Origin of the sequence: Rhodococcus sp. SMB37, assembly GCF_004345605.1 — a bacterium.
Classification (GTDB): domain Bacteria; phylum Actinomycetota; class Actinomycetes; order Mycobacteriales; family Mycobacteriaceae; genus Rhodococcus.
In genome coordinates this window covers 210,878-233,300 of record NZ_SLVY01000002.1, presented here as the reverse complement: position 1 = coordinate 233,300, position 22,423 = coordinate 210,878, and the positions used below count along the sequence as shown (strand labels likewise).

Genomic DNA, 22,423 nt, shown 5'->3' with positions numbered 1-22,423 from the left:
CTGTCTGTCGGACCCGTCTGCTGGGATACCGGTATGACCGACGCCGATCTCCGCACGGGACTGCGGGGCGCTCCCGAGCGCCCGCGGCGCCCCGCCGCGCGACTCGTCCGGCGGCCGGAAGACACCACCGCGACCCGCGAGTGGGCACAGGGCGTCCAGCAGGTCTTCGCCGACGCTCCGCCCGCTCCGCAGTGGCGACCGTGGCAGGTCCTCGGTGGTCCAGGCACCGGTAAGACCTCCCTGCTCGTGGACCTCGCGGTGCATCGCATCGCGTCCGGGGCTCAACCCGACTCGGTGCTCGTGCTCACCCACTCCCGGCGCGCGGCCACCGCGGTGCGCGAGGCGATCACCGCGGGTCTGTTGAGCGCGGGGGCGGCGGCCGACCCGCGCGCCACCCGCGAGCCGCTCGTCCGCACGGTACATTCCTATGCGTTCGCCGTGCTGCGCCTGCAGGCGTCCGCGCACGGGAATCCTCCGCCGCGGTTGATCACGGGTGCCGAGCAGGATGCGGTCCTGCGTGAGCTGTTGCGCGGCGACATCGACGACGGCGCGGTGATGTGGCCGGAGCGTCTCCGGCCCGCACTCGGCATGACCGGTTTCGCCGTGGAACTGCGTGATCTGATGTTGCGGGCCAACGAGCGTGGTATGGGTCCAGAAGACCTCATCGAGCTCGGTGAGCGTCGTGAGCGCCCCGAATGGGTCGCGGCCGGGTTGTTCGCGCAGCGGTACGAGCAGGTGATGCTCCTGCGGGGAGCGGTGGGGCTCGAGGCTCCCGAAGCCACCGCTCCGGCGCTCGACGCTGCCGAATTGGTCGGCGCAGCACTCGCGGCGTTCGCGACCGATCCGGATTTGTTGGCGGGGGAGCGCACTCGCATCCGGCATCTTCTCGTCGACGACGCTCAGCATCTCGATCCGCAGGCCGCCCATCTCGTGCGGGTCATCGGCACGGGTACACGCACGAGCACGATCGCGGGCGACCCCGACCAGAGCGTGTTCACCTTCCGCGGAGCCGACCCGGAGTTCCTCACCGGGCTCGCCGAGCACGATCCACAGCGCCGCATCATCTTGGGCACCGACTTCCGCGCGGCAGCGGAGATCGTGTCCGTCACCTGCGCGATCGCCGGACGTCTCCCCGGGCTTCCGCCACACCGCGGAGCCTCGGTGCCCGAGACTCCGGGCTCCGACGACATTGCTCCCGGGGCTGCTGCGGCCGACGAAACCGAGCGGGTGCGCGTGGCCGTGATGTCGTCGCAGGCGAAGGAGGCCGCCGTCGTCGCCGATACCTTGCGCCGCGCCCATCTGATCGACGAGGTGCCGTGGTCGAAGATGGCCGTGATCGTCCGATCCGTCCCGCGGGTGCTTGCGCCACTTCGCCGTGCACTGCTCGCGGCCGGTGTGCCGATGACCACGGCCGCGTCCGAATTACCCCTGGCCAGGCAGCACAGTGTCGCCGGGATGCTCTTGGTGCTGCGGGCGGTGTCCGAGCGCCGTTTCGGTCCCGAGGAGGCGCTCGCGTTGTTGTCGGGTCCGGTCGGCGGCGCCGAGCCGGTCGCGTTGCGTCGGCTCCGGCGCGGACTGCGCCGGGTCGAACTTGCCTCCGACGGCGACCGCGACTCGGCCGAACTCCTCCGGACACTGCTCGTCGAGGACTCCGCCGAATCCGACCGGATGATGCGAGGACTGACCGACGTGGAGGCGGCCCCTCTGAAACGGGTGCGGTCGGTGGTGGCCAAGGCGAGATCGGCATTGCTTCGCGGCGGGGGGCTCGAGGACGTGTTGTGGGCGGCGTGGCAGGCAACCGGCCTGGAACGTCGCTGGGTGGCGGCCTCCGCGCGCGGAGGCCCGGTGGGCGCACAGGCCGACCGCGATCTCGACGCGGTGGTGGCGCTGTTCGACGCGGCAGCCGACTACGTCGACCGGCTCCCACGCGCCCAGATCTCCGGATTCGTCGACTACCTCACCGAACAGGAGATCCCGGGCACGGTGCGCAGCCGTGCCGCGGCCGAATCCGAGGCCGTCACCGTCCTGAGCGCGCACTCTGCGGCGGGCCGGGAGTGGGATGTCGTCGTGGTCGCCAGCGTGCAGGAAGGGTTGTGGCCGAGCCTGCGGGCGCGTGGCACCCTGCTCGGCATCGAAGCACTCATCGACGCGGTGTCCGGGGCCGACGGAGGTGACGGCAGCACCACCCGTCTCTCGCGGACTGCTCCGCTGCTCGCCGACGAGCGGCGGCTGTTCCTCGTCGCCTGCAGTCGTGCCCGCACGCACCTTCTCGTCACGGCGGTCGACTCGGTCGGCGGCGATACCGAACTGGTGCGGTCGCGGTTCGTCGACGAGCTTCTCGGATCGGACGACGAGAACGGTTCCGAACAACCGGTCGTGCCCGACGAGGTGCGTACGCGCGTACTGGCCCTGCCCGCGCTCGTCGCGGAATTGCGTTCCGTCGTATGCGATCCGGTGCTCGTGGAGCACGAACCGGACCGGGTGCATCGTGCCGCCGTGCAACTCGCGCGGCTCGCCCGCGCGGGAGTGCAGGGCGCCCACCCCGACAAGTGGTACGGCACCGCAGATCCGAGTACCGATCTGCCGCTGTGGGAGCCGGACGAGGATGCGGTACGTCTGTCCCCGTCCACCGTCGAACAGCTCGTCACGTGCCCCCTCCGTTGGATGTTCGAGCGACACGGCGGATCCGACGGCGAGAACTCGCACGCGGTGACAGGCACGCTCGTGCATACCCTCGTTCAGGCACTCGCGGGGCGAATCCCCCCGGACCGGATCGACCAGGCGCTCGAGAATGCATGGGGTTCGGTCGATCTCGGTTCCGACTGGTATGCGCGTCGCGAACTCGAACGGACGCGCAGAATGCTCGACACCTTCTCGACATGGCTACAGGGCACCCGCGGCGAACTCGAGGAAGTAGGCGTCGAGGTCACCGTCGACGGCATGATCGAACCCCGTGAGGAGGGCGCGCCCCGGATACGCCTCCGCGGGCGAATCGACCGGCTCGAACGCGACTCCGACGGACGCCCTGTGGTCGTCGATGTCAAGACCGCGAAGAACCCCGTGTCGAAGGACGCCGCGCGTGACCACGCTCAGCTGGCGGCCTATCAGGTGGCGGTCGCCGAAGGAGCTGTCGAGGGGGAACCCGCCGCGGCGCCGGGCGGTGCGCGCTTGGTGTTCGTCGCCAAGCCGCACAACAAGGAAGGGGCCACCCAGCGAGTCCAGCCACCCCTCGACGACGAGGGACTCGACCGCTGGCGCGAGGTGATCCACGAGGCGGCGGCCGCAACCCGAGGACCGCAGTTCCTCGCTCAGGTCAACGACGGATGTCGGCACTGCCCGGTCCAGTCGAGTTGCCCCGCGCACGACGAAGGCAGACAGGTGACCGGATGAGCCGGGCCCGGGTGAGCGCGGAACAACTCGCCGAGGCACTCGGCCAACCGTCCCCGACAACCGAACAGACCGCCGTCATCGAGGCGCCGATGGGCCCTGCCCTGGTGGTGGCCGGGGCAGGGGCGGGCAAAACCGAAACCATGGCGGCGCGAGTGGTGTGGCTCGTCGCGAACGGTTTCGTGGAGCCGGAGCAGGTGCTCGGCCTGACCTTCACACGCAAGGCCGCCCAGCAGTTGACCACCAGGATCCGTCGACGGCTCGCGAAGCTCGCCGGGTCGTCGCTGATCCGCGACCTCGACCCCACCGGCGGGCTTCGCAGCCGGATCCTGGGCAGCGAGCCGGAGGTCGGGACGTACCACGCGTATGCGGGACGCCTGCTGGGAGAGCACGGGTTGCTGCTGCCGATCGAACCGTCAGCGGCGTTGCTCTCGGAGACCGAGCTGTGGCAGATCGCGCATCGCGTGGTCAGCGCGTGGGATGGTGAACTGGACACCGACCGGAACCCAGCGTCGGTCACCGAGACCGTTCTCGCGTTGTCCGGTCAGCTCGCCGAGCACTTGGTCGATCCCGAACAGCTGGCCGAAGCACATACCGAACTCGACACGCTGATCCACACGTTGCCGGGTGGGCCGGGGCAGCGCGGTGGGCCGTCGAAGACGCTCCTCGGTTACCTCGGGACCCAGGATGATCGTGTGCAAATGCTTCCCTTGGTGCACCGACTCGCCGAAACCCTGCGCCGTGAAGGCGCACTCGACTTCGGTAGTCAGATGTCGCTCGCGGCGCGTGTCGCCCGAGATCATCCGGAGGTCGGAGCAGGCGAGCGCGAGCGTTTCCGTGTGGTCCTGCTCGACGAGTACCAGGACACCGGGCATGCACAGCGGATCCTGCTGTCCGCGCTGTTCGGTGGTGGCCAGGACGGTGGTCTCGCCGTCACCGCTGTGGGTGATCCCATGCAATCGATCTACGGGTGGCGTGGTGCCTCGGCAGCGAATCTTCCGCGCTTCGCGACCGACTTCAGGCTCCCCGACAGCGAACCCGCGCCGAAGCTGGAACTCCTGACCAGCTGGCGTAATCCGCCGGAGGCACTCGAACTCGCAAATGTGTCATCCGAGCCACTGCGTGAACGCGGAGTCGCCGTGAGCAGGTTGAGGCCACGACCCGATGCGGCCCCCGGCGACGTGCGGATCGCGCTGCATACCGATGTCGACGCCGAACGCAACTGGGTGGCCGACCGGATCGCCGCCGAATACGCCGCCGCGCGCGCCGAGGGCGTACCGCCGCCCACCGCGGCGGTTCTGGTGCGCCGGAACGCCGACGCCGCTCCGATCGCCGAGGCGCTACGTGCTCGCGGATTGCCGGTCGAGGTGGTCGGCCTCGGTGGTCTCCTGCACACACCGGAGGTCGCCGACGTTCTCGCGATGCTGCGTCTCGCCGCCGATCCGATGGCAGGCAGTGCTGCCGTGCGGGTCCTGACGGGCGCCAGGTGGCAGCTCGGCGCAGCCGATCTGCGTGCTCTGTGGCGGAGGGCTCAGGAACTGGCGATTTCCGGCCGGCACGGCGTCGCCGGTGCTGTCACGGATCCCGATGCGCTCGACGACGCTCTCGATTCGGCGTTGCCCGGCGAGTACGCCGACCAAGCGGGGCTTGCCGATGCGATCTCGGATCCCGGTAGGCCGGAGCAGTATTCGAAGTTCGGATTCGCACGGATCGCGGCGCTTGCCCGCGAACTCGCGTCGTTGCGCGAACGGCTGGGGCAGCCACTGACCGAACTCGTGGCCGAAGTCGAACGTGTCCTCGGCATCGGCATCGAGGCGCAGGCCCGGGTAGGCAGCCGCAGCGGGGTGGCCGGGCGCGAGCATCTCGATGCGTTCGCCGACGTCGTCGCGTCCTTTGCCGGTCGCGGCCACGCGACATTGCCCGGTCTGCTCGCATACCTGTCGGCGGCCGAGGAGATCGAACAGGGACTCACCCCGGGAGAGGTCGAGGTCGACCCGGAGCGGGTACAGATCTTGACGGTGCACTCGGCGAAGGGCCTCGAATGGCAGGTCGTGGCCGTCCCGCACGTGAACACCGGGATCTTTCCATCGACCACCGGAATATCGACGTGGCTCGGCGCGCTCGCCGAACTCCCGCCTGGGCTCCGCGGCGATCGTGCTCAGCCGGGAGACGAACCGGGTGGGAGCACCGACGGTGTGCCCGTGCTCGACCTCGCCGACCTGTCCGACCGCAAGATGCTCGAGAACGCGATCGATGCGCACAAGGATGCTCTCAAACGGCGCAAGCACGACGAGGACAGGCGACTGTTCTACGTGGCGCTGACCCGAACCGAGCGGGCCCTGTACGCGTCCGGACACCACTGGGCCGATACCGGGTCGGAGCCCAAGGGTCCGTCGGAGTTCCTCACGGAATTACATGCACTGCTGACCGCACGCCCGGAACTCGGAGCGATCGAGCAGTGGGAACCCGCACCCGAGCCGGGTACTACCAATCCGATGACCGAGACGCCGCGCAGCGCCGTGTGGCCGCGCGACCCCCTCGGCGCGCGGCGCGGCGCGGTCGAACGCGGTGCCGCGCTGGTCCTCGACGCGGTGGCTGCCGGTGAACCCGAGCCGCTCGACGATTCCGACGACGACCCGGATGAGTGGGCAGCAGACGTCGACGCGCTCCTCGCGGAACGCGAACAGCGTGCCGAACTCGGTGCCGAAGTGGTGATGCCCGCGCAGCTGTCGGTCAGCCAGCTCGTGGATCTTGCCGCGGATCCCGACGCTCTCGCGGCACGTCTGCGCCGGCCCCTGCCGTTCCGGCCCAACCCGCTCGCGCGCCGCGGTACAGCGTTCCACGCGTGGCTCGAACGCCGCTTCGGCGCGACCCGGCTGCTCGATCTCGACGAACTGCCCGGAGCCGACGACGAAGGCGGCGACGAATCCGACTTCGACAGGTTGCAGGAAGCGTTCCTACGGTCGCCGTGGGCCGCACGGAACCCGATCGAGGTCGAGGTGCCTTTCGAAACTTCCTTGTCCGGCACCGTGATCCGGGGCCGGATCGACGCGGTCTTCGAGGATCCGGACGGCGGCTGGACAGTGATCGACTGGAAGACCGGCGCCGAACCCGATTCCGACAAGCTCGCGTCGGTGGGGATGCAGCTGGCTGCGTATCGGTTGGCGTGGGCGAGGTTGATGGCGGCGCGCACCGCGCGGATCACCGGGCGTCCCGCAGAACTTCCGCTCGACAAGGTCCGTGCGGCATTCCACTATGTGAGGACAGGCCGGACCGTGGCGCCCGACGACCTCCCGGACGCCGATTCCCTCGAACGGCTCGTGCGATCGGCGGGTGCCGAGAACGGGTGAGTGCGATGTCGACATTCGTATTGTTGCCGGGCGCGGGATCGGACTCGTGGTACTGGCATCGAGTGGTGCCGTTGCTCGCGCAGCGCGGACACACGGCGATGCCGGTCGACCTCCCCTACTGCGACGATCAGGCCGACCAGCGCGCCTATGCCGACATCGTGGTCGCCGCGATCCGGGGTGCCGAGCGACCGTTGATCGTCGTGGGGCAGTCGATGTCCGCGTTCACCGCGGTCCTCGTCGCCGAGCGTGTTCCCGTCGACGAACTGATCCTGGTGGCGCCGATGATCCCCGCACCCGGCGAATCACCCGGGCTGTGGTGGGGCAACGTCGGGCACGAGGACGCCAAGCGCACCCAGGACGTCCTCGACGAACGCGATCCCGATGCGGCACCCGACCCTCTGGAACTGTTCTTCCACGATGTGCCCACGGAGCTGCGCGACGAGGCGTTCGCGCGTGACGAGACCCGGTTGTCGGATACGGCTTTCGAACCGCAGTGGGATGCGGTGAGGTGGCCCGACGTGCCGGTGCGGGTCATCGCAGGTCGCAACGACCGGCTGTTTCCGCTCCCGTTCCTCACACGGCTGGCGAACGACAGACTCGGTGTCGAACCGGAGACGGTCGACAGCGGTCATCTGCCGGCGCTGGCGTGCCCGTCGGAGCTCACCGAACTCCTCCTGGCGCGCCGGTAGGAGGACGTCACGAACGGGCGGTACGCCGGACCTTCAACGCTTCGGTGATGAGTGGGATCTGCAGGGGAAGACGGGCCACGGCCACGGCTTTCGCCGCGGGGGAGACGCGGTTGCTGCGAAGCCAGCTCAGCGCCATCTGCACGTTCGCGGGAAACACGGCGACGAACAACGCCGCGGCAAGGGTGCCACCGAGCCGGCGGGTACGGGGAACTGCGAGCGTTGTCGCGACGGCCAGCTCGGCGACACCCGACGCGTAGGTGTAGTGACGAGCCTCGCCCGGCAACTGTTTCGGCACAATGCTGTCGAACGGCGTCGGGAGGACGAAATGTAGGACGCCGGCGCCGGCGAGGAGAGCGGCGAGGCGCAACGCCGGGCCGCGGGAACGTTGCGGGGACATGCACGCCACACTAGCGCTCTGAGCGTAGGCTGCCGTCTTGGCCGGTACGACACGCTCGCGACCGGCCGATACTTCGCGACAGGCATTCGAGATTCAGCGATGGAGGCGCCGCGTGCGTAATCACACCGTCGTCATCGGCTATGGCACCAAAGGCCATACAGCCGTCGACGCGATGCTCGGCGACGGGGTTCCCCCGTCCGAGATCGTGGTGGTGGACACCGATCCCCATGTCCTCGAAGCGGCGGAGCGTCTGGGACTCGTCACGGTGCAGGGCTCGGCCACCAAATCCGACGTGCTGCGACTCGCGGGCGTCCAGCACGCCGCCGCTGTGATCGTCGCGGCGAACCGGGACGACACCGCGGTTCTGGTGACCCTCAGTGCACGCGAGATCGCACCTAAGGCGAAGATCGTTGCGGCGATCCGTGAATCGGAGAACACCCACCTGATGCGGCAATCGGGAGCCGATTCGGTGGTGATCTCGTCCGAGACCGCGGGTCGGCTCCTCGGTCTCGCTACGACCACCCCCAACGTCGTCGAAATGATCGAAGATCTGCTGACGCCCGAGGCAGGCTTCGCGATCGCCGAACGTGATGTGGACGAGAGCGAGGTGGGGGGTTCGCCCCGTCATCTCAAGGACATCGTTCTCGCGGTGGTGCGCGACGGCCGCATGTGGAGGATCGGTTCCCCGGAGATCGATGCGATCGAGCCCGGCGACAAACTCCTGTACATCCGGCTGGTGTCCGGTTCGGCTTCCGGAGCGATGCGCGGTTAGTGTGCACGGTGTGACGGCATTCGCATTGGGTGAGACACCGCTGTTGTCGCGCACCGTCGTCGAGCGCGCCGAGGAACTGCGCTCCGACGTCGACGCGCTTCGCGCCGGATGGGCAACAGCGAAGCTCCTGCGGATCGATCGCCGAGGCCAGGCGCCTGTCGACGGATCGGTTCTCGTGCTGGCCGATGCCACCGAACTGGGGCCGGAACCAGTATCCGGCGCAGTGTTCCTCGGGGTTCGCGACGGTCTGCACGTGTGGGCGGCGCGTGTGCTCGCGCAGACCGGAACGGTCGCCGACCTCCGCCGAGTGGGCGAAGATCTCGGTGATGCCGACGCCGATCTGATGGTCAGTGCTGTGGCGCTGCTCAATTGGCACGATCAGGCCGCGTTCAGCGCCGTCGACGGTTCCCCCAGTGAGCCCACCGTCGCGGGTTGGTCGCGGATCAGCACCGTGACCGGTCACGAGGAATTCCCCCGAACCGATCCGGCCATCATCTGCCTCGTGCACGACGGCGACGGCCGCGTCCTGCTGGCGCGCCAGCCGTCGTGGCCCGAGCGCCGCTTCTCCGTGCTGGCGGGATTCGTCGAGGCAGGGGAGTCGCTCGAAGCCTGCGTGGTTCGTGAGATCCGAGAAGAGGTCGGCATCGACGTCCACGACGTGGAGTACCTCGGGAGTCAGCCCTGGCCGTTCCCGCGCTCGCTGATGCTCGGGTTCTCCGCCGTGGCGGATCCGGAGCAGACGGTCGAGTTCCTGGACGGCGAGATCGCTGAGGCACGGTGGTTCACGCGCGACGAGGTGCGCGCTGCCCTCTCGGTAGGCGACTGGGCGTCGTCGGAGGAGGCGCCGTTGTTGCTGCCCGGTTCGATCTCGATTGCGCGCGGGCTGATCTCCGGTTGGGTCAACGGTTGATCGACTGATCCGTCCGTCGTATTCCGTCCAGCGCGACTTCGACGGTGCGGTCGGCGTAGTCGGCCGTCAGTGGTCCGGTCCGGAACAACCATCGCTGGGTCAGTGGCGAGAAGATCGCGTCGAGTGCGGCGTCGAGGTCGAGGCCGTCCGGTAGCTGACCGGATTCCTGCGCCGACCGGAGTCGTTGCTTGTTGACCTCTCGTGTCGGTGCCTCGAACCGCTGCAGGTACTCCTCGGCGAGTGCGTCGTCGGTGAGGACCGCGACGGTCAGTGCGCGGAGGGGTTTCTCGAAGGCCGGGTCGTGTAGTTCCTCGATCGTCGTGCGCATCACCGTTTTCAGGTCGGCGTCGAGGTCGCCGGTGTCGGGAAGGCCCGGCGAATTCTCGGAGTCACCGGTGTTCTTGCGTAGGAATGCGTCGAGGAGCACTGCCCCCTTGGACGGCCACCAACGGTAGATCGTCTGCTTCCCGACACCGGCGCGCGTGGCGATTGCTTCGATCGACAGGCGCGCATAGCCGACTTCGGCCACGAGTTCGACGGCCGCATCGAGAATTGCGGTGTGCGAGGTGGCGCTGCGTCGTGAACGGTTCGGTTCGATGGAAGGCATGGCGTGATCATACGTTTAGTGAGACGAGACGGACCGTCTTGACCAGCCTGAAGGCGCAGGCTATTGTTTCGTCCATACTGAGACGGACCGTCTCGTCTTATTGTAGGAGGCAAGATGACTCGATCGGACGCAGGGGAGCGCGTGTGGTTCGTCACCGGAGCGAGCCGCGGTCTGGGTAGGGCGTTCGTCGATGAAGCGCTCGCAGCGGGAGATCGTGTGGTTGCGGTTTCACGCACGATCGACACCGTCGGCGATCTCGACGACGACAGAGTGCTCAGGCTCCCGTCGACGTCACCGACCGCGCTGCGGTCTTCGGGGCGGTCGATACCGCCGTCGAACGTTTCGGTCGCATCGATATCGCGATCAACAATGCCGGAACGATGTGGTCGGGATTCGTCGAGGAATTCGACGAAGCACAAGTGCGCGCTCAGATGGAGACGAATTTCTTCGGGGCACTATGGGTGAGCCAGGCGGTGGCGGGTGCGATGCGGCGGCAGCGAGGTGGCCACCTCGTGCAGATGTCGAGCATCGGCGGTGTCGTCACCGGACCGACCTCCGGAATCTACAGCGCCAGCAAGTTCGCGCTCGAAGGCGCGAGCGAGGCACTTGCCGCGGAACTCGCAGGCTTCGGCGTCGACCTCACCATCGTCGAACCCGGCGGATACTGGACCGACCTCTACACCGGGATGGGATTCACCGAACCGTCCGACGACTACGCGCAACTCCGCGCCGACATCGCCGAACAGTTCGCGGATGCCAGTATCGACAGCGAACCGGCGCTCGCGGCCACGGCGATCAGCGCGCTCGTGGACAGCGATGAGCCGCCACTGCGTCTCATTCTCGGCAGTGCGGTACTCGACGCGGCCGTCGACGCAGCGAAGCAGCGTGCGGACACCTGGTTGGCATGGCAGGAGGTGAGTCGGGCCGCGGAGTCGGCTGTCCCGGCTCCCGGTGGATGAGTGCTCACCCGAATGAGTCGGGCGGTGCAGGTCCGAGACCCGCACCGCCCGACCCGACCGGCCGATCTACAGACCCAGCGCCCGCTTGACAGCGGACAGCGGCGGATTGGTCGCGGTCGTTCCGTCCGCGTACTTCACCGTCGGGACGACATGGTTGCCGTCGTTGACGCTGCCGACGAACTCCGCGGCTGCGGGATCGGACTCGATGTCGATCTCGGCGTAGCCGATGCCGTTCTCGTCGAGCTGCTTCTTGAGGCGCTTGCAGTAGCCGCACCACGTGGTCGAGTAGATGGTGAGCGCGTGCGTGTCGGCGGTCGAAATCTCGGAGGTCGTCATGACGGCGACAACGTCGCGCGGGCCCCGATCTGTTCCACTTCCCCTCAAATGTGTTCTCCGACACAGGTGGCGCGCGGCGTGGTGACGCCGGTCGGTCGCGATGTCGGTCCGCACTGCCATGATGGGGGTCATGCGTGTGGAAGCGGCGGTGGACGGTCTCGACCCGGAACAGGCAGCAGCAGTCCTCGCACCCCGGGGCCCGGTGTGCGTTCTCGCCGGCGCGGGTACCGGCAAGACCCGCACCATCACGCGCCGGATCGCTCACCTCGTCTCCGACGGCCACGTCTCGGCCGGACAGGTCCTCGCTGTCACCTTCACGGCGCGCGCCGCGGGAGAGATGCGCTCGCGTCTCCGGGAACTCGGGGTCGGCGGATCGGGTCCGCAGGTGCAGGCACGCACATTCCACGCCGCCGCTCTGCGGCAGCTGCGCTACTTCTGGCCGCAGGTCGTCGGCGATATTCCGTGGCATCTGCTCGACCGCAAGTTCGCGGTTGTGTCGCAGGCAGCACATCGCGCAGGTTTCCCGACCGACACCGACACGGTCCGCGATCTCCTGTCCGAGATCGAATGGGCGAAGGGGTCGCTCCATGCACCCGAGGACTACCCGGCGGCCGCCTCTCGCGCACGGCGCGAGCCGCCCGCCGACCCGGAGCGGGTCGCGAAGGTCTACGCAGGATACGAATCCCTCAAGAACCGGGGCGAAGAAGGCATCTATCTCGACTTCGACGATCTGCTGCTGCAGACGGCGGGCGCTCTCGAGGGCAACCCGACGGTGGCGGAGGAGTTCCGCGACCGGTATCGCTGTTTCGTCGTCGACGAATACCAGGACGTCACACCGCTGCAGCAGCGCGTGCTCGATGCGTGGCTCGGCGAACGGGACGATCTGACGGTGGTCGGCGACGCCAACCAGACGATCTATTCGTTCACGGGAGCCTCGCCCAAGTATCTGCTCGACTTCTCCCGCCGGTTCCCCGAGGCCACCATGGTCCGGCTCGAACGCGATTACCGATCCACTCCACAGGTCGTCGACCTCGCGAACCGGGTGATCGGTCAAGCACGGGGCCGGATCGCCGGCACCAGACTCCAGCTGATCGGTCAGCGCCCGCCCGGGCCCGAACCGGTCTTCGCCGAATACGACGACGAGCCCGCCGAAGCGAAAGCCGTCGCGAAAGCTATCGCCAAGCTGCTGCGCGACGGCGTAGCGGCGTCCGAGATCGCCGTGCTGTACCGGATCAACGCTCAGTCCGAGGCCTACGAGCAGGCCTTCACCGAGACCGGCATTCCCTATCAGGTTCGTGGCGGCGAAGGGTTCTTCCAGCGCGCCGAAGTTCGCCAGGCGGTGAACGCCTTGCGTCAGACCGGCTCGCGCGACGACCTGCCCGAGGACGCGGATCGCGGAAGCAAGCTCGTCAACCTGGTCCGGGCCACGCTCGTTCCGCTCGGCCTGACCGACACCGAACCTGCCGGCACCCAGGCGCGCGAGCGGTGGGCGTCGCTCACCGCCCTCGTGCAGCTCACCGAGGAACTCCTCGAACACGAACCGGACCTGACGCTCGCGAGCCTGCTGCGCGATCTTGCGGCGCGCGCCGAGGCCAGACAGCCACCGACCGTGCAGGGTGTGACCCTCGCGTCTCTGCACGCGGCAAAGGGGCTCGAGTGGGATGCCGTGTTCCTCGTCGGGCTCACCGACGGCATGCTGCCGATCACGCACGTCACCGGCGACAAGGACACCGCACCCGACGAAGCCGGCATCGAGGAGGAACGCCGGCTGTTGTATGTAGGGGTGACACGCGCGCGTGTGCATCTGCAGTTGTCCTGGGCGTTGTCACGGACGGAGGGCGGGCGCAAGACACGTCGCCGATCACGATTCCTGCTGGGGTTGATCCCCGACAGTTCGCCGGCGTCGAAGATCATCGAACCGGCGCCGTCGAAGAAGAAGCGCCCGCAATGCCGGGTGTGCGGGAAACCGCTGATGACCTCCACCTCCACGAAGCTCGGCCGGTGTGAGGGATGTCCTTCGAACCTCGACGAGGACCTGCTGGTGGCGTTGAAGGACTGGCGACGCGACCGATCCAAGGAACTCAAGGTTCCCGCCTATGTGGTGTTCACCGACAACACCCTGGTCGCGATCGCCGAACAGCAACCCGCCGACGATCGGGCGCTCGTCTCGATCCCGGGAATCGGAGCGAGAAAGCTCGAACAGTTCGGGGCCGACGTCCTCGCGCTCGTGCGCGGTGAACGGGCCGCCGACACCCTCGATCTGTAGGACTCAGATCCGTAGGGCTCGGATCCGTAGGGCTCGGATCTGTAGGGCTCGGATCTGTAGAAATCAGCGGGTCTGCAGTGCCGGGGCGATCGTGGTGCTCCACGCTTCGCGCAGCTGATCTTCGAACAAGGCCCAGGTGTGGGCGCCGGTGTCGCGCATCGACACCGTCGCCGGGACACCCGCCGCTTCGAGCGAATCGACGAACATTGCGGTGCATCGGTGGACGAGTGCTTCGACGACCATGCCGCCGACCGGCGGGATCGCGCCCTCCGGGATCTGGTCCACCGCACCCACAGCCCCGCGGGACGCGCTGACGTACACGGCGGTACCGGAGAGTTTCGCGGCGTTGGCAGCGGGGTCGTGCGCTTTCCACCCCCGGCTTCCGGGCGGGCCCCACATGTTGAACGGGTTGTTCAGCCCGCTGGCGATCATGGTCGAGATGCCCACGCTGGCAAGGAGATTACTCGGGGCAGGGCATCCGCTCAACGATGCGGCGGCCTGGTACAACTCGGGTGCTTGGATCGCGAGATCCAGCGCAGGCCCACCGCTCATCGACAACCCCGCGACGGCGTTGAGTCCGGTTCCGCCGAACTCGCGGTCGATCACACCCGGCAACTCCCGGGTCAGATAGGTCTCCCACATGTTGATGCCCAGGATCGGATCGGGGGCTCCCCAATCCGTGTAGAAGCTGAAGCGACCGCCGATGGGCAGTACGACGGTCACATTCTTGTCGACGAAGAATGCGGGGGCCTGCGAATTGTTCATCCAGCCGACGCCGTCCTCGCCGCCGAGTGCACCGTTGAGGAGGTACAGCGTGGGTAGCGAGCCGCCGTGTGCGGGCCGGAGGACGTCGTTGGAGATCACCCGATCCATTGCCGGGGAGTAGACGTCGACGACGGTGTGAGTGGGGGAGATCTCCCGGGTCTCCACGACATGCGGGGCACGATCCGATACGGCAGTGTTCTCCGATACGGCAGTCTCCTTCGATGCGACGGTACCCTCCGGTGACTGCGGTTCCGCGGCGGGCTGTGCCGCGGCGAGGCCGGACGCGCCGATTCCGAGCGCGAGCACTGTAATCGACGAGGTAGACAACACACGCAACATTGACCTCACACACAACTTCCGCATCACTCGATGGTCGCATTCGACAACACGGTGGGGGTCGCGTGGGGGTGTGGGGTCGGTTGCAATCCGGTCTCGTCCGGCTCCCGGTCACTGATCCGAGGGTCGGAACGACCGAATTGACCCTTCTGTGCTGAGTGCGTCGATCAGCGCGGCGTCTACCGCTGCAGCGGGGTGCATCGGCACGGTGTGGTGGGTGGCGCCGTTCAGGGTGACTACACGGATCTGTCCGTGTGTCTCGGTGATTCGCCGTGCAATGCGCCGACTGTCGTGGACCCGGCTGTCGGACGCGAGAATCACGGTCGTGTCGGGCCGCAGAGATTCGAGAATGGCGGGCTTAGGTCGGGGAGGGACGACGGTCTTCGATGCGGGAAAGTCTGCCGCGCCTCGCGCCAGGAGATCAAGCCAGTCGTCGTCGAGCGAGTGGCCGCTCGTCTCCCACTCGATGAATGTGCGCTGGCGCGTGTCGGTCGGGCGGAGCAGTAGTGGCAGCGCGCGGGCCAGATATCGAGGATGCATTCGGGCGAAGCACGAATTGGGATCGAGGAGAACGAGTTTCTCGACCCGATCCGGCTCGTCCAGTGCAAAGGCGAGGGCGATCATCGCCCCGTACGAATGGCCTCCCAGAGCGAAGGAGCCGAGGCCCAGTCCATCCATGACGGTGCCGAGCCAGGCCAGCAACGCGTCGGCCGATCGCATCGGTGAGCCGTCGGCGACACTCCGCCCCGGTTCTCCCAGCAGATCGATGGCATGGACCCGATGCCGTGTGGCCAGGGCGGCGACGTTCTCGAACCACACCGTAGACGTGGCTCCGCCACCTGGGAGTAGGACGATCGGTGGCGCGTCCTCGGGGCCGCACGAGTTCACGCGCGTCGTCCCGAACTCTGAATCGAGGTCGGTGGTGGTGACGGTGACGGGCCATTTCTCGAGCACGCGATCGTAGGCGCGATAGAACGCGGCACCCTCTGCAGTAGAGGCGAAGTGGGTGATGGATACGGCGGGCATTCGAACCCTCCTAAATAGCTCGATAAATCGAGATACTTGTTCTGGCGAGATAGTAGAGTGTCGAAGCATCGCTGTCGAGACCGGGGGAGTGTCATGGATGTCGAACGTGGAGCCACGGAGCACTCGCTCGGTGCCGTGCATCAGCTACGTGCACTCGTGGTCGAGCTGCACTCGCTCGGTACCGAGTTCGCACGGGTCAACGGTCTGCACGCCACGGACGTCCGCGCATTGATCTGTCTGCTCGACGCCGATCGAGCCGGCCGTCCCGCGACACCGACCTGGCTGCGCGAACGGCTCCACCTCGAGTCCGCGTCTGTGACAGCGCTGATCGACCGCATGGAGAAGGCGGGTCACGTGCGGCGACGACGCGACGAGCGCGATCGTCGGCGCGTGCTTCTCGAGGTCACCTCGGCCGCGAGGGATCGGGGGTGGGAGTTCTTCGGTCCCCTCATCGCCAGCGCAACTACCGCACTCGACGCCTACGGCGCCGACGAACGGGCAACGATCAACCGGTTCCTGACCGACATGCGCGTGGGCATCGACACAACTCGAGCGCGCGAGGTTCGCTGACGGGACTTTCTGTCAGCAAGAACAGAGGCAGAAGTGGTGGCCCGCCGGGTCCCGGAACACACGAAACGTCGTTGCTGTCGACGGACCGTGGACACGGGTGGCGCCGAGGTCGAGTGCGACTCGCTCGGCGTCGTCGAGATCCGGGACATTGAAGTCGAGATGGGCCATGACGCCTTCCTCCGGCCATCGCTGCGGAACGAAGTCGGGCGCGAGCTGGAATGCGATCGCGGTGCTCTCGTCCCTGGCGAGTTCGAACCACTCGTCCCGGTCGGTCTCGATCTGCCAGCCGAGGAGGTCACGATAGAAACCGGCGAGAGCTCGCGGGTCGGGGCAATCGAGCACTGGAATGAATCTCCTCGTTGCGAGTGTCATGCATCCACGGGTAACCGTCGTCGTAGACGAACAAACCTGCAGGTAGAAAATAACTTGTGTCATCCGCCGGGGCATCACTACTCTGGATGACGATGTCACGGGAGAGCCCGTGCACGAATCACGGCAAGGAGGTAGCACCGATGCTCGGCTTCACAGCGTTCGCACTCATCGCTGCCCCCGCCGCCGGGGCAGCCGACGTGGCTGCTCCGCGCGCCCGTCGTGTGCGTGCAGCAGCCGTCTCGTCCGTGGTCAGGACTCTGCCCGAGGTTCGCCTCCGGTAGTCGCCATCCGAATTCCAGGCCACGGACCCCGCCCAGCGGACCGTGGCCTTCTTGCTTTTCGGCTCGGTTCGCACCGCAATTCATCCGAACCAGCGAAAAGGAGCTCTCGTGCCGAGCGACACCCTGTCGACCGCCCCGCACGATTCCGACGGAGATACCGGTGCGCGTGCCGGCATCCTGCCGTGCCACAACTACGACCCGGACCTGTGGTTCGCGGAGACACCCGCCGACCTCGAGCGTGCCAAGGAACTGTGTGCCGCATGCCCCGTGCGTTCGCGGTGCCTTGCAGCCGCCCTCGACCGCGAGGAGCCCTGGGGGGTATGGGGCGGCGAAATCCTCGACCGCGGAACGGTCGTTGCACGCAAACGCCCCCGCGGGCGTCCGCGCAAGCATCCCGTCGTCACCGATCCCGACAAAGAATTGGTGTGTGCATGATCCACTCCGGCGGTCGTGGGAGACTCATCGCCCCGGCCGCCCGGGGCGGTCACTCGCGCCCGGCCGCCCGGGGCGGTCACTCGTCGACGAACCCCGGCAGCCACTCGGTGAGGATCCGCATGTAGGGCGCGAATGCGTCGAGTTGAGCGCAGATCCCCACCGAACCCAACAGAACCCGGAAGATGCTCAGATACTCGGCCGGAAGGTTCAGCGTGCGGGCAGTCCGGAACTGAGGACCGGAGAAGTCGGTGGCCACACCCGCCGCCTGCTGCAGCCAGGACCGGGTGAAATGGAACGACTCGGTTCGGATCGGGTCGGTGAACGGACGGAGATAGTCGGCGATCTCCTGGTCTGTCACCGTCCGGCCGGGCAACACGAACTTGTTGTCGTACAAGAGTTGCGTCAGCTCGTCGAACCGTTCGTCGAGCGCAAGCCGGACCATCCGGCCCAGCGCCGGTGGGAAACCGTCCGGCATCGCTGCGGTGGCGCCGAAATCGATGACGCCGAGACGTCCGTCCTCGAGCAGCATGAAATTGCCCGGGTGTGGATCGCTGTGCAGCAACCCCACTCGTGCCGGTGAGGAGAAGTGGAACTCGGCGAGCAAGGCGCCCGCCCGGTTACGTTGCTCCCGCGTCCCGCCGGTGATGATCGACGACAAGGGAGTGGCGGAGAGCCATTCGGTCACAGTGACTTTGGGGGCACTCGCGACGACGCGCGGCACTGTGAACTGCGGGTCGTTCTCGAACGCCTTCGAGAATGCGCGTTGATTGTCGGCCTCGGTGCGGTAGTCGAGTTCCTCCTCGGTCCGCGCCGAGAGTTCGTCGAGGATTGCTCGTACATCGGTGCCCGGCATCACGGTCGAGAACAGGCTGGCGAACCGCGACAGCGTCTTGAGGTCGGCGCGCAGCGCCTCGTCGGCGCCAGGGTACTGCACCTTGACTGCGACCTCGCGGCCATCGGACCACACCGCCCTATGCACCTGGCCGATGCTGGCAGACGCGGTCGGTACATCGTCGAACGACGCGAATCGCTCGCGCCACTTGGTGCCGAGCTGTTGGTCGAGCATGTGATGCACGGCCTTGGCAGGCAGAGGCGGTGCCTCCGCCTGGAGCTTCGTCAGGGCTTCTCGATACGGCTCGGCGAACTCCTCGGGGACCGCAGCCTCCATCACGCTGAGGGCCTGCCCGAGCTTCATGGCGCCACCCTTGAGTTCGCCCAGCACGGTGAACAACTGTTCCGCGGCCTTTGCGGTCATTTCGGCGTCGATCTCGTCGCGATCGCCCCCGGCCAGACGCCTGCCGAAGCCCACAGCGGCGCGCCCCGCGATACCCAACGGAATGCTCGCGAGTTTGGCGGTGCGGGAAGAGCTTCTGCGCGGGATGTCTGCCACGCACACCATCATGCCTGACCGGGCTCACATCATCTCCGGCCCGGGGGCGGGTCACCCGGCGCACTCGCAGTCCGGGTGACAGAACCAGCGACGCCTCGACAACCGGTACGACGAGAGATCGATTTCCACGGTGTGATCGGCCACGGCAGGCGACACGGACCCGGCAAGAATTGCATCGAGTTCTCCCAGTGCGACAGCAGCGGTGGCGAGAACGGTCGCGCGCTCGGCATGCGCGGGCCGATCCCACAGCTGAGCGGCGAGGAGCGGCCACGAGGGATCGAGATCTGTGCGGGTCAGATCCGCGCATCGCAGGCAACTCGTGCGACCGGGGACGACGAAGGGACCGACGATCCCGCGCCCGTCCCTCGTACGGACAGCCAGATGCGGCACACGATGCCGCATGAGGTCACGCACCACGAGTGGATCGGGCACCTGGATGTCGGCGAGGACCACACACGCGAGGTCCTCCTGGAGACGTTCGTCGCCGGTGTACCTACCCGCCCGGAACCATTTGGTGTCCCGCAACGACAGCTGCGTGCACAGTGCATCGGCGAGCGGACCGTCGCCGTAGATCCGGATCCGCTGTGCGGGCTCCGGGGCGACCCGGGTCCGGGGCCGCGCCGGCCCCCGGACGATTCCGGTGGCGACGAGATCGTCGAGCAGCAACCGTACGCCGGCGGGGTCCGCCCCTCGCTCGACCGCGGTCTCGACGAGCTCGACGTCCGTGTGCCGGCCGTCCAGCAAGTGCAGGACCGTGCGCACATCGAATTCGTCGAGTCCCTCGGGCGGCACGATGACGCGACCGGTATCGGGCCCCCATCCCAGCTGCACACGACCATCGGTGCGTCTCAACACGAGCAGTGCGGGATCGCACGAGAGACCGGTGTGGGTGTCGGCATCGGCCGACGCTTCGGTACGGACGGAACTGGTCATACCGGGAAGCTTCGCAGTCGCGTTGCTCCACCCGAGGTCGTTCAGGCCGGGTTATCCACAGGCTCGAATGCCTGTGACCAGGGCAAAGACGGCCTCAGCTCGATTCGTCGGGATTCTCGTCGTCCGAGTTCTTCTCACGTTCGGCCTCCTCGCGTTCCATCGTCGCCTTCAGCTGCGCAATGGGGTCGTCGAACGCATCGGTTCCGGCCCCGATCACCCGGTCGACGAACGCGGTCGGATTGTCGAGATCGGCGGAATCCGGGAGTAGGTCGGGGTGTGCCCAGACGTTGTCGCGTGCGTCTGCGCCGGCATCGGTGGTGAGGCGTCGCCACAGTGTCGCGGCCTCCCGCAGCTTCCGCGGCCGGAGCTCGAGGCCCACCAGCGACGCGAAGGTCTGCTCCGCCGGGCCGCCGGTGGCGCGGCGACGACGGAGAGTCTCGCTCAGCGCGGACACGCCGGGAAGGCGATCGCTGAGAGCGTCCGACACCACGATCTCGACCCAGCCCTCGATCAGTGCCAGCATCGTCTCGAGCCGCTCGAGTGCAGCCTTCTGCTCCGGCGTGGTCTGAGGTTCGAACGCGCCCTGGCCGAGGAGCTCCTGGATCTTCGAAGGGTCGGTCAGTGACGCTGGATCGAGGCCCTGCGCGAGATCTTCGATGGCCGAGAAATCCATCTTGATCCCGCGGGCGTACTCCTCGACCGCGCCGAGCAATCGCTGACGCAACCACGGCACGTGGCTGTAGAGCCGCTGGTGTGCGGATTCGCGTGCCGCCAGGAACACCAGCACCTCCTGCGCCGGCTGCTCGAGTCCCTCACCGAACGATTCGATCGCAGCGGGCATCAATGCAGCCGTACCTTCGGGCCCGAGTGGAATCCCGATGTCGGTGGAGGTGAGCACCTCCTTCGAGAGCTGGCCGAGTGCCTGACCGAGCTGCGAGCCGAACGCGAGGCCGCCCATCTGGGCGAACATGCCCATCATCGGACCCACCATCGTTCGGGCCTCTTCGGGAAGCCCCTGCACCATCATGCCGTTGACCTGTTCGGCGATCGGGTCGGCGAGACGCTTCCACGTGTCGAGCGTGTTGTCGAGCCAGTCGACAGGGGTCCAGGCCACGGCCTTGGTGGCGCCGGCCGGCAGCGTCGTCGCAGCATCGAGCCACAACTCCGCGAGGCGTGCCGCGTCACGCACAGCATCGGTGGTGCCGGCGGACACCGGGGTGACCGACCCGATCTGCTGGCGGGCGAGCTTGGTGGCGACGTCGTAGTTGACGGGACCGGACTCGCCGGTGCCCATCGCGCTGCCCATGCCACTGAGCATCTGGCCGAACTGGCTCAGCATCTGCCCGAGCTGGGACGGGTCGAAGCCCTGCGCGCCGAACGGGTTGTCGCCGCCGCTGCCGGGCACGCCGAAACCGAACGGGGATGCGCCCCCGGAGCCGCCTGCGCCGCCGTCGGACCCCCCGTCCTTCTTACGGTCGGGATCGTCGTCGGGGTTCGAGAATCCGAAGGGGGTGTCGCTCATACCGTCAACGGTACAAGGGGACGGAGCCGGAAACGGCCGGTGCGGTCACGCTGAACGCGAACATCACGCGCCCGCTACCCTGGCCGGGTGAATCGACGCTTCGTGATGCCCCTTGCCGTTCTGCTCCCGGTAGTGGTCCTCGCGGTGCTGGCATTCAATGTGCGTGTGCCCTATGTTGCGCTCGGCCCGGGGCCGACCTTCGACACGCTCGGCGACGTCGACGGGACACCGGTCATCGAAATCGAGGGCGTCGAACCCGACCCCACAACCGGCGAACTGGTGATGACCACGGTGGGGGTCACCGACAACCTGACGCTTGCGCAGTCCGTCCTGGCCTGGTTCAGCGGACGTTACGGCCTGTCGCCGCGTGAACAGGTGTACCCGCCGACCCGCAGCAAGGACGAGGTCAAAGCTGCAGATCACGCACAGTTCGCGCAGTCCGAGCTCAGCGCCGAGCTGGCTGCACTCCACTACCTGGACATGCCGGTCACCCTCCGGGTTGCGCAGGTGGCCGACGACGCTCCGGCCGCGGGGCTGCTCCATGAAGGCGACCGGATCCTCGCGGTGAGCGGTGAGACCGTGAGCACCGCCGGTCAGGTGCAGCGCGCGGTCGGCGGCACCGCGCCGGGTAGCGACCTGGAGATCACGATCGAACGCGACGGCGTCGAAGAAGTCGTTCCCGTCACAGTCGGAGAGCGCCCGACAGACCCGGACAAGGGCTTCCTCGGAATCGGCACCGAAGAGATTCCGGACGTGCCGTTCACCGTCTCGTTCAACCTCGCAGACGTCGGTGGTCCGTCGGCGGGCCTGATGTTCAGTCTGGCCGTCGTCGACAAGCTGAGCCCGGGTGAACTGAACGGCGGGAAGCACGTTGCCGGCACCGGCACCATCGACTCCGACGGTGTCGTGGGGCCGATCGGCGGCATCACCCACAAGCTGACCGCAGCCGCCGAGGGCGGCGCCGAGTACTTCCTGGTTCCGGCCGACAACTGTGCCGAAGCGTTGTCCGACACGCCCGACGGCATCCAACTGATCGAGGTGGAGACCCTCGAAGGTGCAATCGACGCACTCGCGTCCGTCGCCTCCGGCGGCGACGCGCCGACCTGCGGCTGACCGAACA

18 protein-coding genes and 2 pseudogenes are annotated in these 22,423 nt (G+C 67.5%); 11 read left to right on the top strand and 9 right to left on the bottom strand.

The genetic code is table 11. The annotated features are described in order from the left end of the window. Positions 1-33 precede the first annotated feature (33 nt). From EV641_RS04410 to EV641_RS04400, 3 genes are read left to right on the top strand one after another with little or no spacing between them, the layout of a single operon-like run. On the top strand, positions 34-3,390 hold the full coding sequence (locus tag EV641_RS04410) for an ATP-dependent DNA helicase (protein WP_241996830.1): 3,357 nt from the start codon (positions 34-36) through the stop codon (positions 3,388-3,390). Further along, positions 3,387-6,737 carry a UvrD-helicase domain-containing protein gene (locus EV641_RS04405; RefSeq protein ID WP_132470920.1) on the top strand — a complete coding sequence of 1,117 codons (3,351 nt, stop codon included), beginning with the start codon at positions 3,387-3,389 and terminating at the stop codon, positions 6,735-6,737. Before EV641_RS04410 ends, EV641_RS04405 begins: the two co-directional genes overlap by 4 nt. Before the next feature lie 5 nt (positions 6,738-6,742). After that, positions 6,743-7,426, top strand: coding sequence for an alpha/beta fold hydrolase (locus EV641_RS04400; RefSeq protein ID WP_132470919.1), 684 nt, complete (start codon positions 6,743-6,745; stop codon positions 7,424-7,426). A 7-nt stretch (positions 7,427-7,433) separates the two neighbouring features. Here the strand turns inward: EV641_RS04400 and EV641_RS04395 are convergent, their stop codons facing one another. Further along, a complete protein-coding gene (locus EV641_RS04395) occupies positions 7,434-7,823 on the bottom strand; it encodes a hypothetical protein (protein WP_132470918.1) in 390 nt (129 codons plus the stop codon). Positions 7,824-7,890: 67 nt separating this feature from the next. Here EV641_RS04395 and EV641_RS04390 point away from each other — a divergent pair. Then, positions 7,891-8,595, top strand: a pseudogene (locus tag EV641_RS04390) (NAD(P)-binding protein); the annotation flags it as partial. A gap of 10 nt (positions 8,596-8,605) precedes the next feature. Beyond that, positions 8,606-9,505 carry an NAD(+) diphosphatase gene (gene nudC, locus EV641_RS04385; RefSeq protein WP_132470917.1) on the top strand — a complete coding sequence of 300 codons (900 nt, stop codon included), beginning with the start codon at positions 8,606-8,608 and terminating at the stop codon, positions 9,503-9,505. On the opposite strand, the gene EV641_RS04380 is transcribed toward nudC, so the two are convergent. Continuing rightward, positions 9,495-10,112 (bottom strand): TetR/AcrR family transcriptional regulator, encoded by a 618-nt coding sequence (locus tag EV641_RS04380; protein WP_132470916.1) that lies wholly within the window; start codon positions 10,110-10,112, stop codon positions 9,495-9,497. The two genes, nudC and EV641_RS04380, sit on opposite strands and share 11 nt — an antisense overlap. A gap of 323 nt (positions 10,113-10,435) precedes the next feature. Between EV641_RS04380 and EV641_RS04375 the strand changes: the two are divergent. Next, positions 10,436-11,071: pseudogene (locus EV641_RS04375) on the top strand (SDR family NAD(P)-dependent oxidoreductase); the annotation flags it as partial. 66 nt (positions 11,072-11,137) lie between these two features. On the opposite strand, the gene EV641_RS04370 reads toward EV641_RS04375, so the two are convergent. Beyond that, on the bottom strand, positions 11,138-11,392 hold the full coding sequence (locus EV641_RS04370; RefSeq protein ID WP_277874478.1) for a mycoredoxin: 255 nt from the start codon (positions 11,390-11,392) through the stop codon (positions 11,138-11,140). Between the two features lie 145 nt (positions 11,393-11,537). Between EV641_RS04370 and EV641_RS04365 the strand changes: the two genes are divergently transcribed. Beyond that, entirely contained in the window at positions 11,538-13,673 is a 2,136-nt protein-coding gene (locus EV641_RS04365) for an ATP-dependent DNA helicase UvrD2 (RefSeq protein WP_132470914.1), read from the top strand. 63 nt (positions 13,674-13,736) lie between these two features. On the opposite strand, the gene EV641_RS04360 is transcribed toward EV641_RS04365, so the two are convergent. Continuing rightward, a complete protein-coding gene (locus tag EV641_RS04360; protein WP_241996829.1) occupies positions 13,737-14,765 on the bottom strand; it encodes an alpha/beta hydrolase family protein in 1,029 nt (342 codons plus the stop codon). A 120-nt stretch (positions 14,766-14,885) separates the two neighbouring features. Beyond that, positions 14,886-15,800, bottom strand: a complete 915-nt coding sequence (locus tag EV641_RS04355; protein ID WP_054714691.1) for an alpha/beta hydrolase — start codon at positions 15,798-15,800, stop codon at positions 14,886-14,888. Positions 15,801-15,893: 93 nt separating this feature from the next. On the opposite strand from EV641_RS04355, the gene EV641_RS04350 reads away from it, so the two are divergent. Continuing rightward, positions 15,894-16,370 (top strand): MarR family winged helix-turn-helix transcriptional regulator, encoded by a 477-nt coding sequence (locus EV641_RS04350; protein WP_054714694.1) that lies wholly within the window; start codon positions 15,894-15,896, stop codon positions 16,368-16,370. A gap of 12 nt (positions 16,371-16,382) precedes the next feature. Here EV641_RS04350 and EV641_RS04345 read toward each other — a convergent pair whose 3' ends face one another. Then, positions 16,383-16,742: a VOC family protein gene (locus EV641_RS04345; RefSeq protein ID WP_054714697.1), complete on the bottom strand. Its 360-nt coding sequence runs from the start codon at positions 16,740-16,742 to the stop codon at positions 16,383-16,385. 92 nt (positions 16,743-16,834) lie between these two features. Between EV641_RS04345 and EV641_RS04340 the strand changes: the two genes are divergently transcribed. Together EV641_RS04340 and EV641_RS04335 are read left to right on the top strand one after the other, a co-directional pair. Next, on the top strand, positions 16,835-17,023 hold the full coding sequence (locus EV641_RS04340; protein ID WP_132470913.1) for a hypothetical protein: 189 nt from the start codon (positions 16,835-16,837) through the stop codon (positions 17,021-17,023). Positions 17,024-17,197: 174 nt separating this feature from the next. Beyond that, complete coding sequence (locus EV641_RS04335; RefSeq protein WP_132471098.1) at positions 17,198-17,458, top strand: WhiB family transcriptional regulator; 261 nt, start codon at positions 17,198-17,200, stop codon at positions 17,456-17,458. 76 nt (positions 17,459-17,534) lie between these two features. On the opposite strand, the gene EV641_RS04330 is transcribed toward EV641_RS04335, so the two are convergent. The 3 genes from EV641_RS04330 to EV641_RS04320 all read right to left on the bottom strand — a co-directional run bounded on the left by EV641_RS04330 (position 17,535) and on the right by EV641_RS04320 (position 21,303). Beyond that, positions 17,535-18,860, bottom strand: a complete 1,326-nt coding sequence (locus EV641_RS04330) for an AarF/UbiB family protein (protein ID WP_132470912.1) — start codon at positions 18,858-18,860, stop codon at positions 17,535-17,537. Between the two features lie 39 nt (positions 18,861-18,899). Continuing rightward, entirely contained in the window at positions 18,900-19,781 is an 882-nt protein-coding gene (locus EV641_RS04325) for a TOMM precursor leader peptide-binding protein (RefSeq protein WP_132470911.1), read from the bottom strand. A 94-nt stretch (positions 19,782-19,875) separates the two neighbouring features. Then, on the bottom strand, positions 19,876-21,303 hold the full coding sequence (locus EV641_RS04320) for a zinc-dependent metalloprotease (RefSeq protein ID WP_132470910.1): 1,428 nt from the start codon (positions 21,301-21,303) through the stop codon (positions 19,876-19,878). A gap of 87 nt (positions 21,304-21,390) precedes the next feature. Between EV641_RS04320 and EV641_RS04315 the strand changes: the two genes are divergently transcribed. After that, the gene (locus EV641_RS04315) at positions 21,391-22,416 is read left to right on the top strand and encodes a PDZ domain-containing protein (RefSeq protein WP_132470909.1); all 1,026 of its coding nucleotides are present in this window, start codon (positions 21,391-21,393) and stop codon (positions 22,414-22,416) included. Positions 22,417-22,423 lie beyond the last annotated feature (7 nt).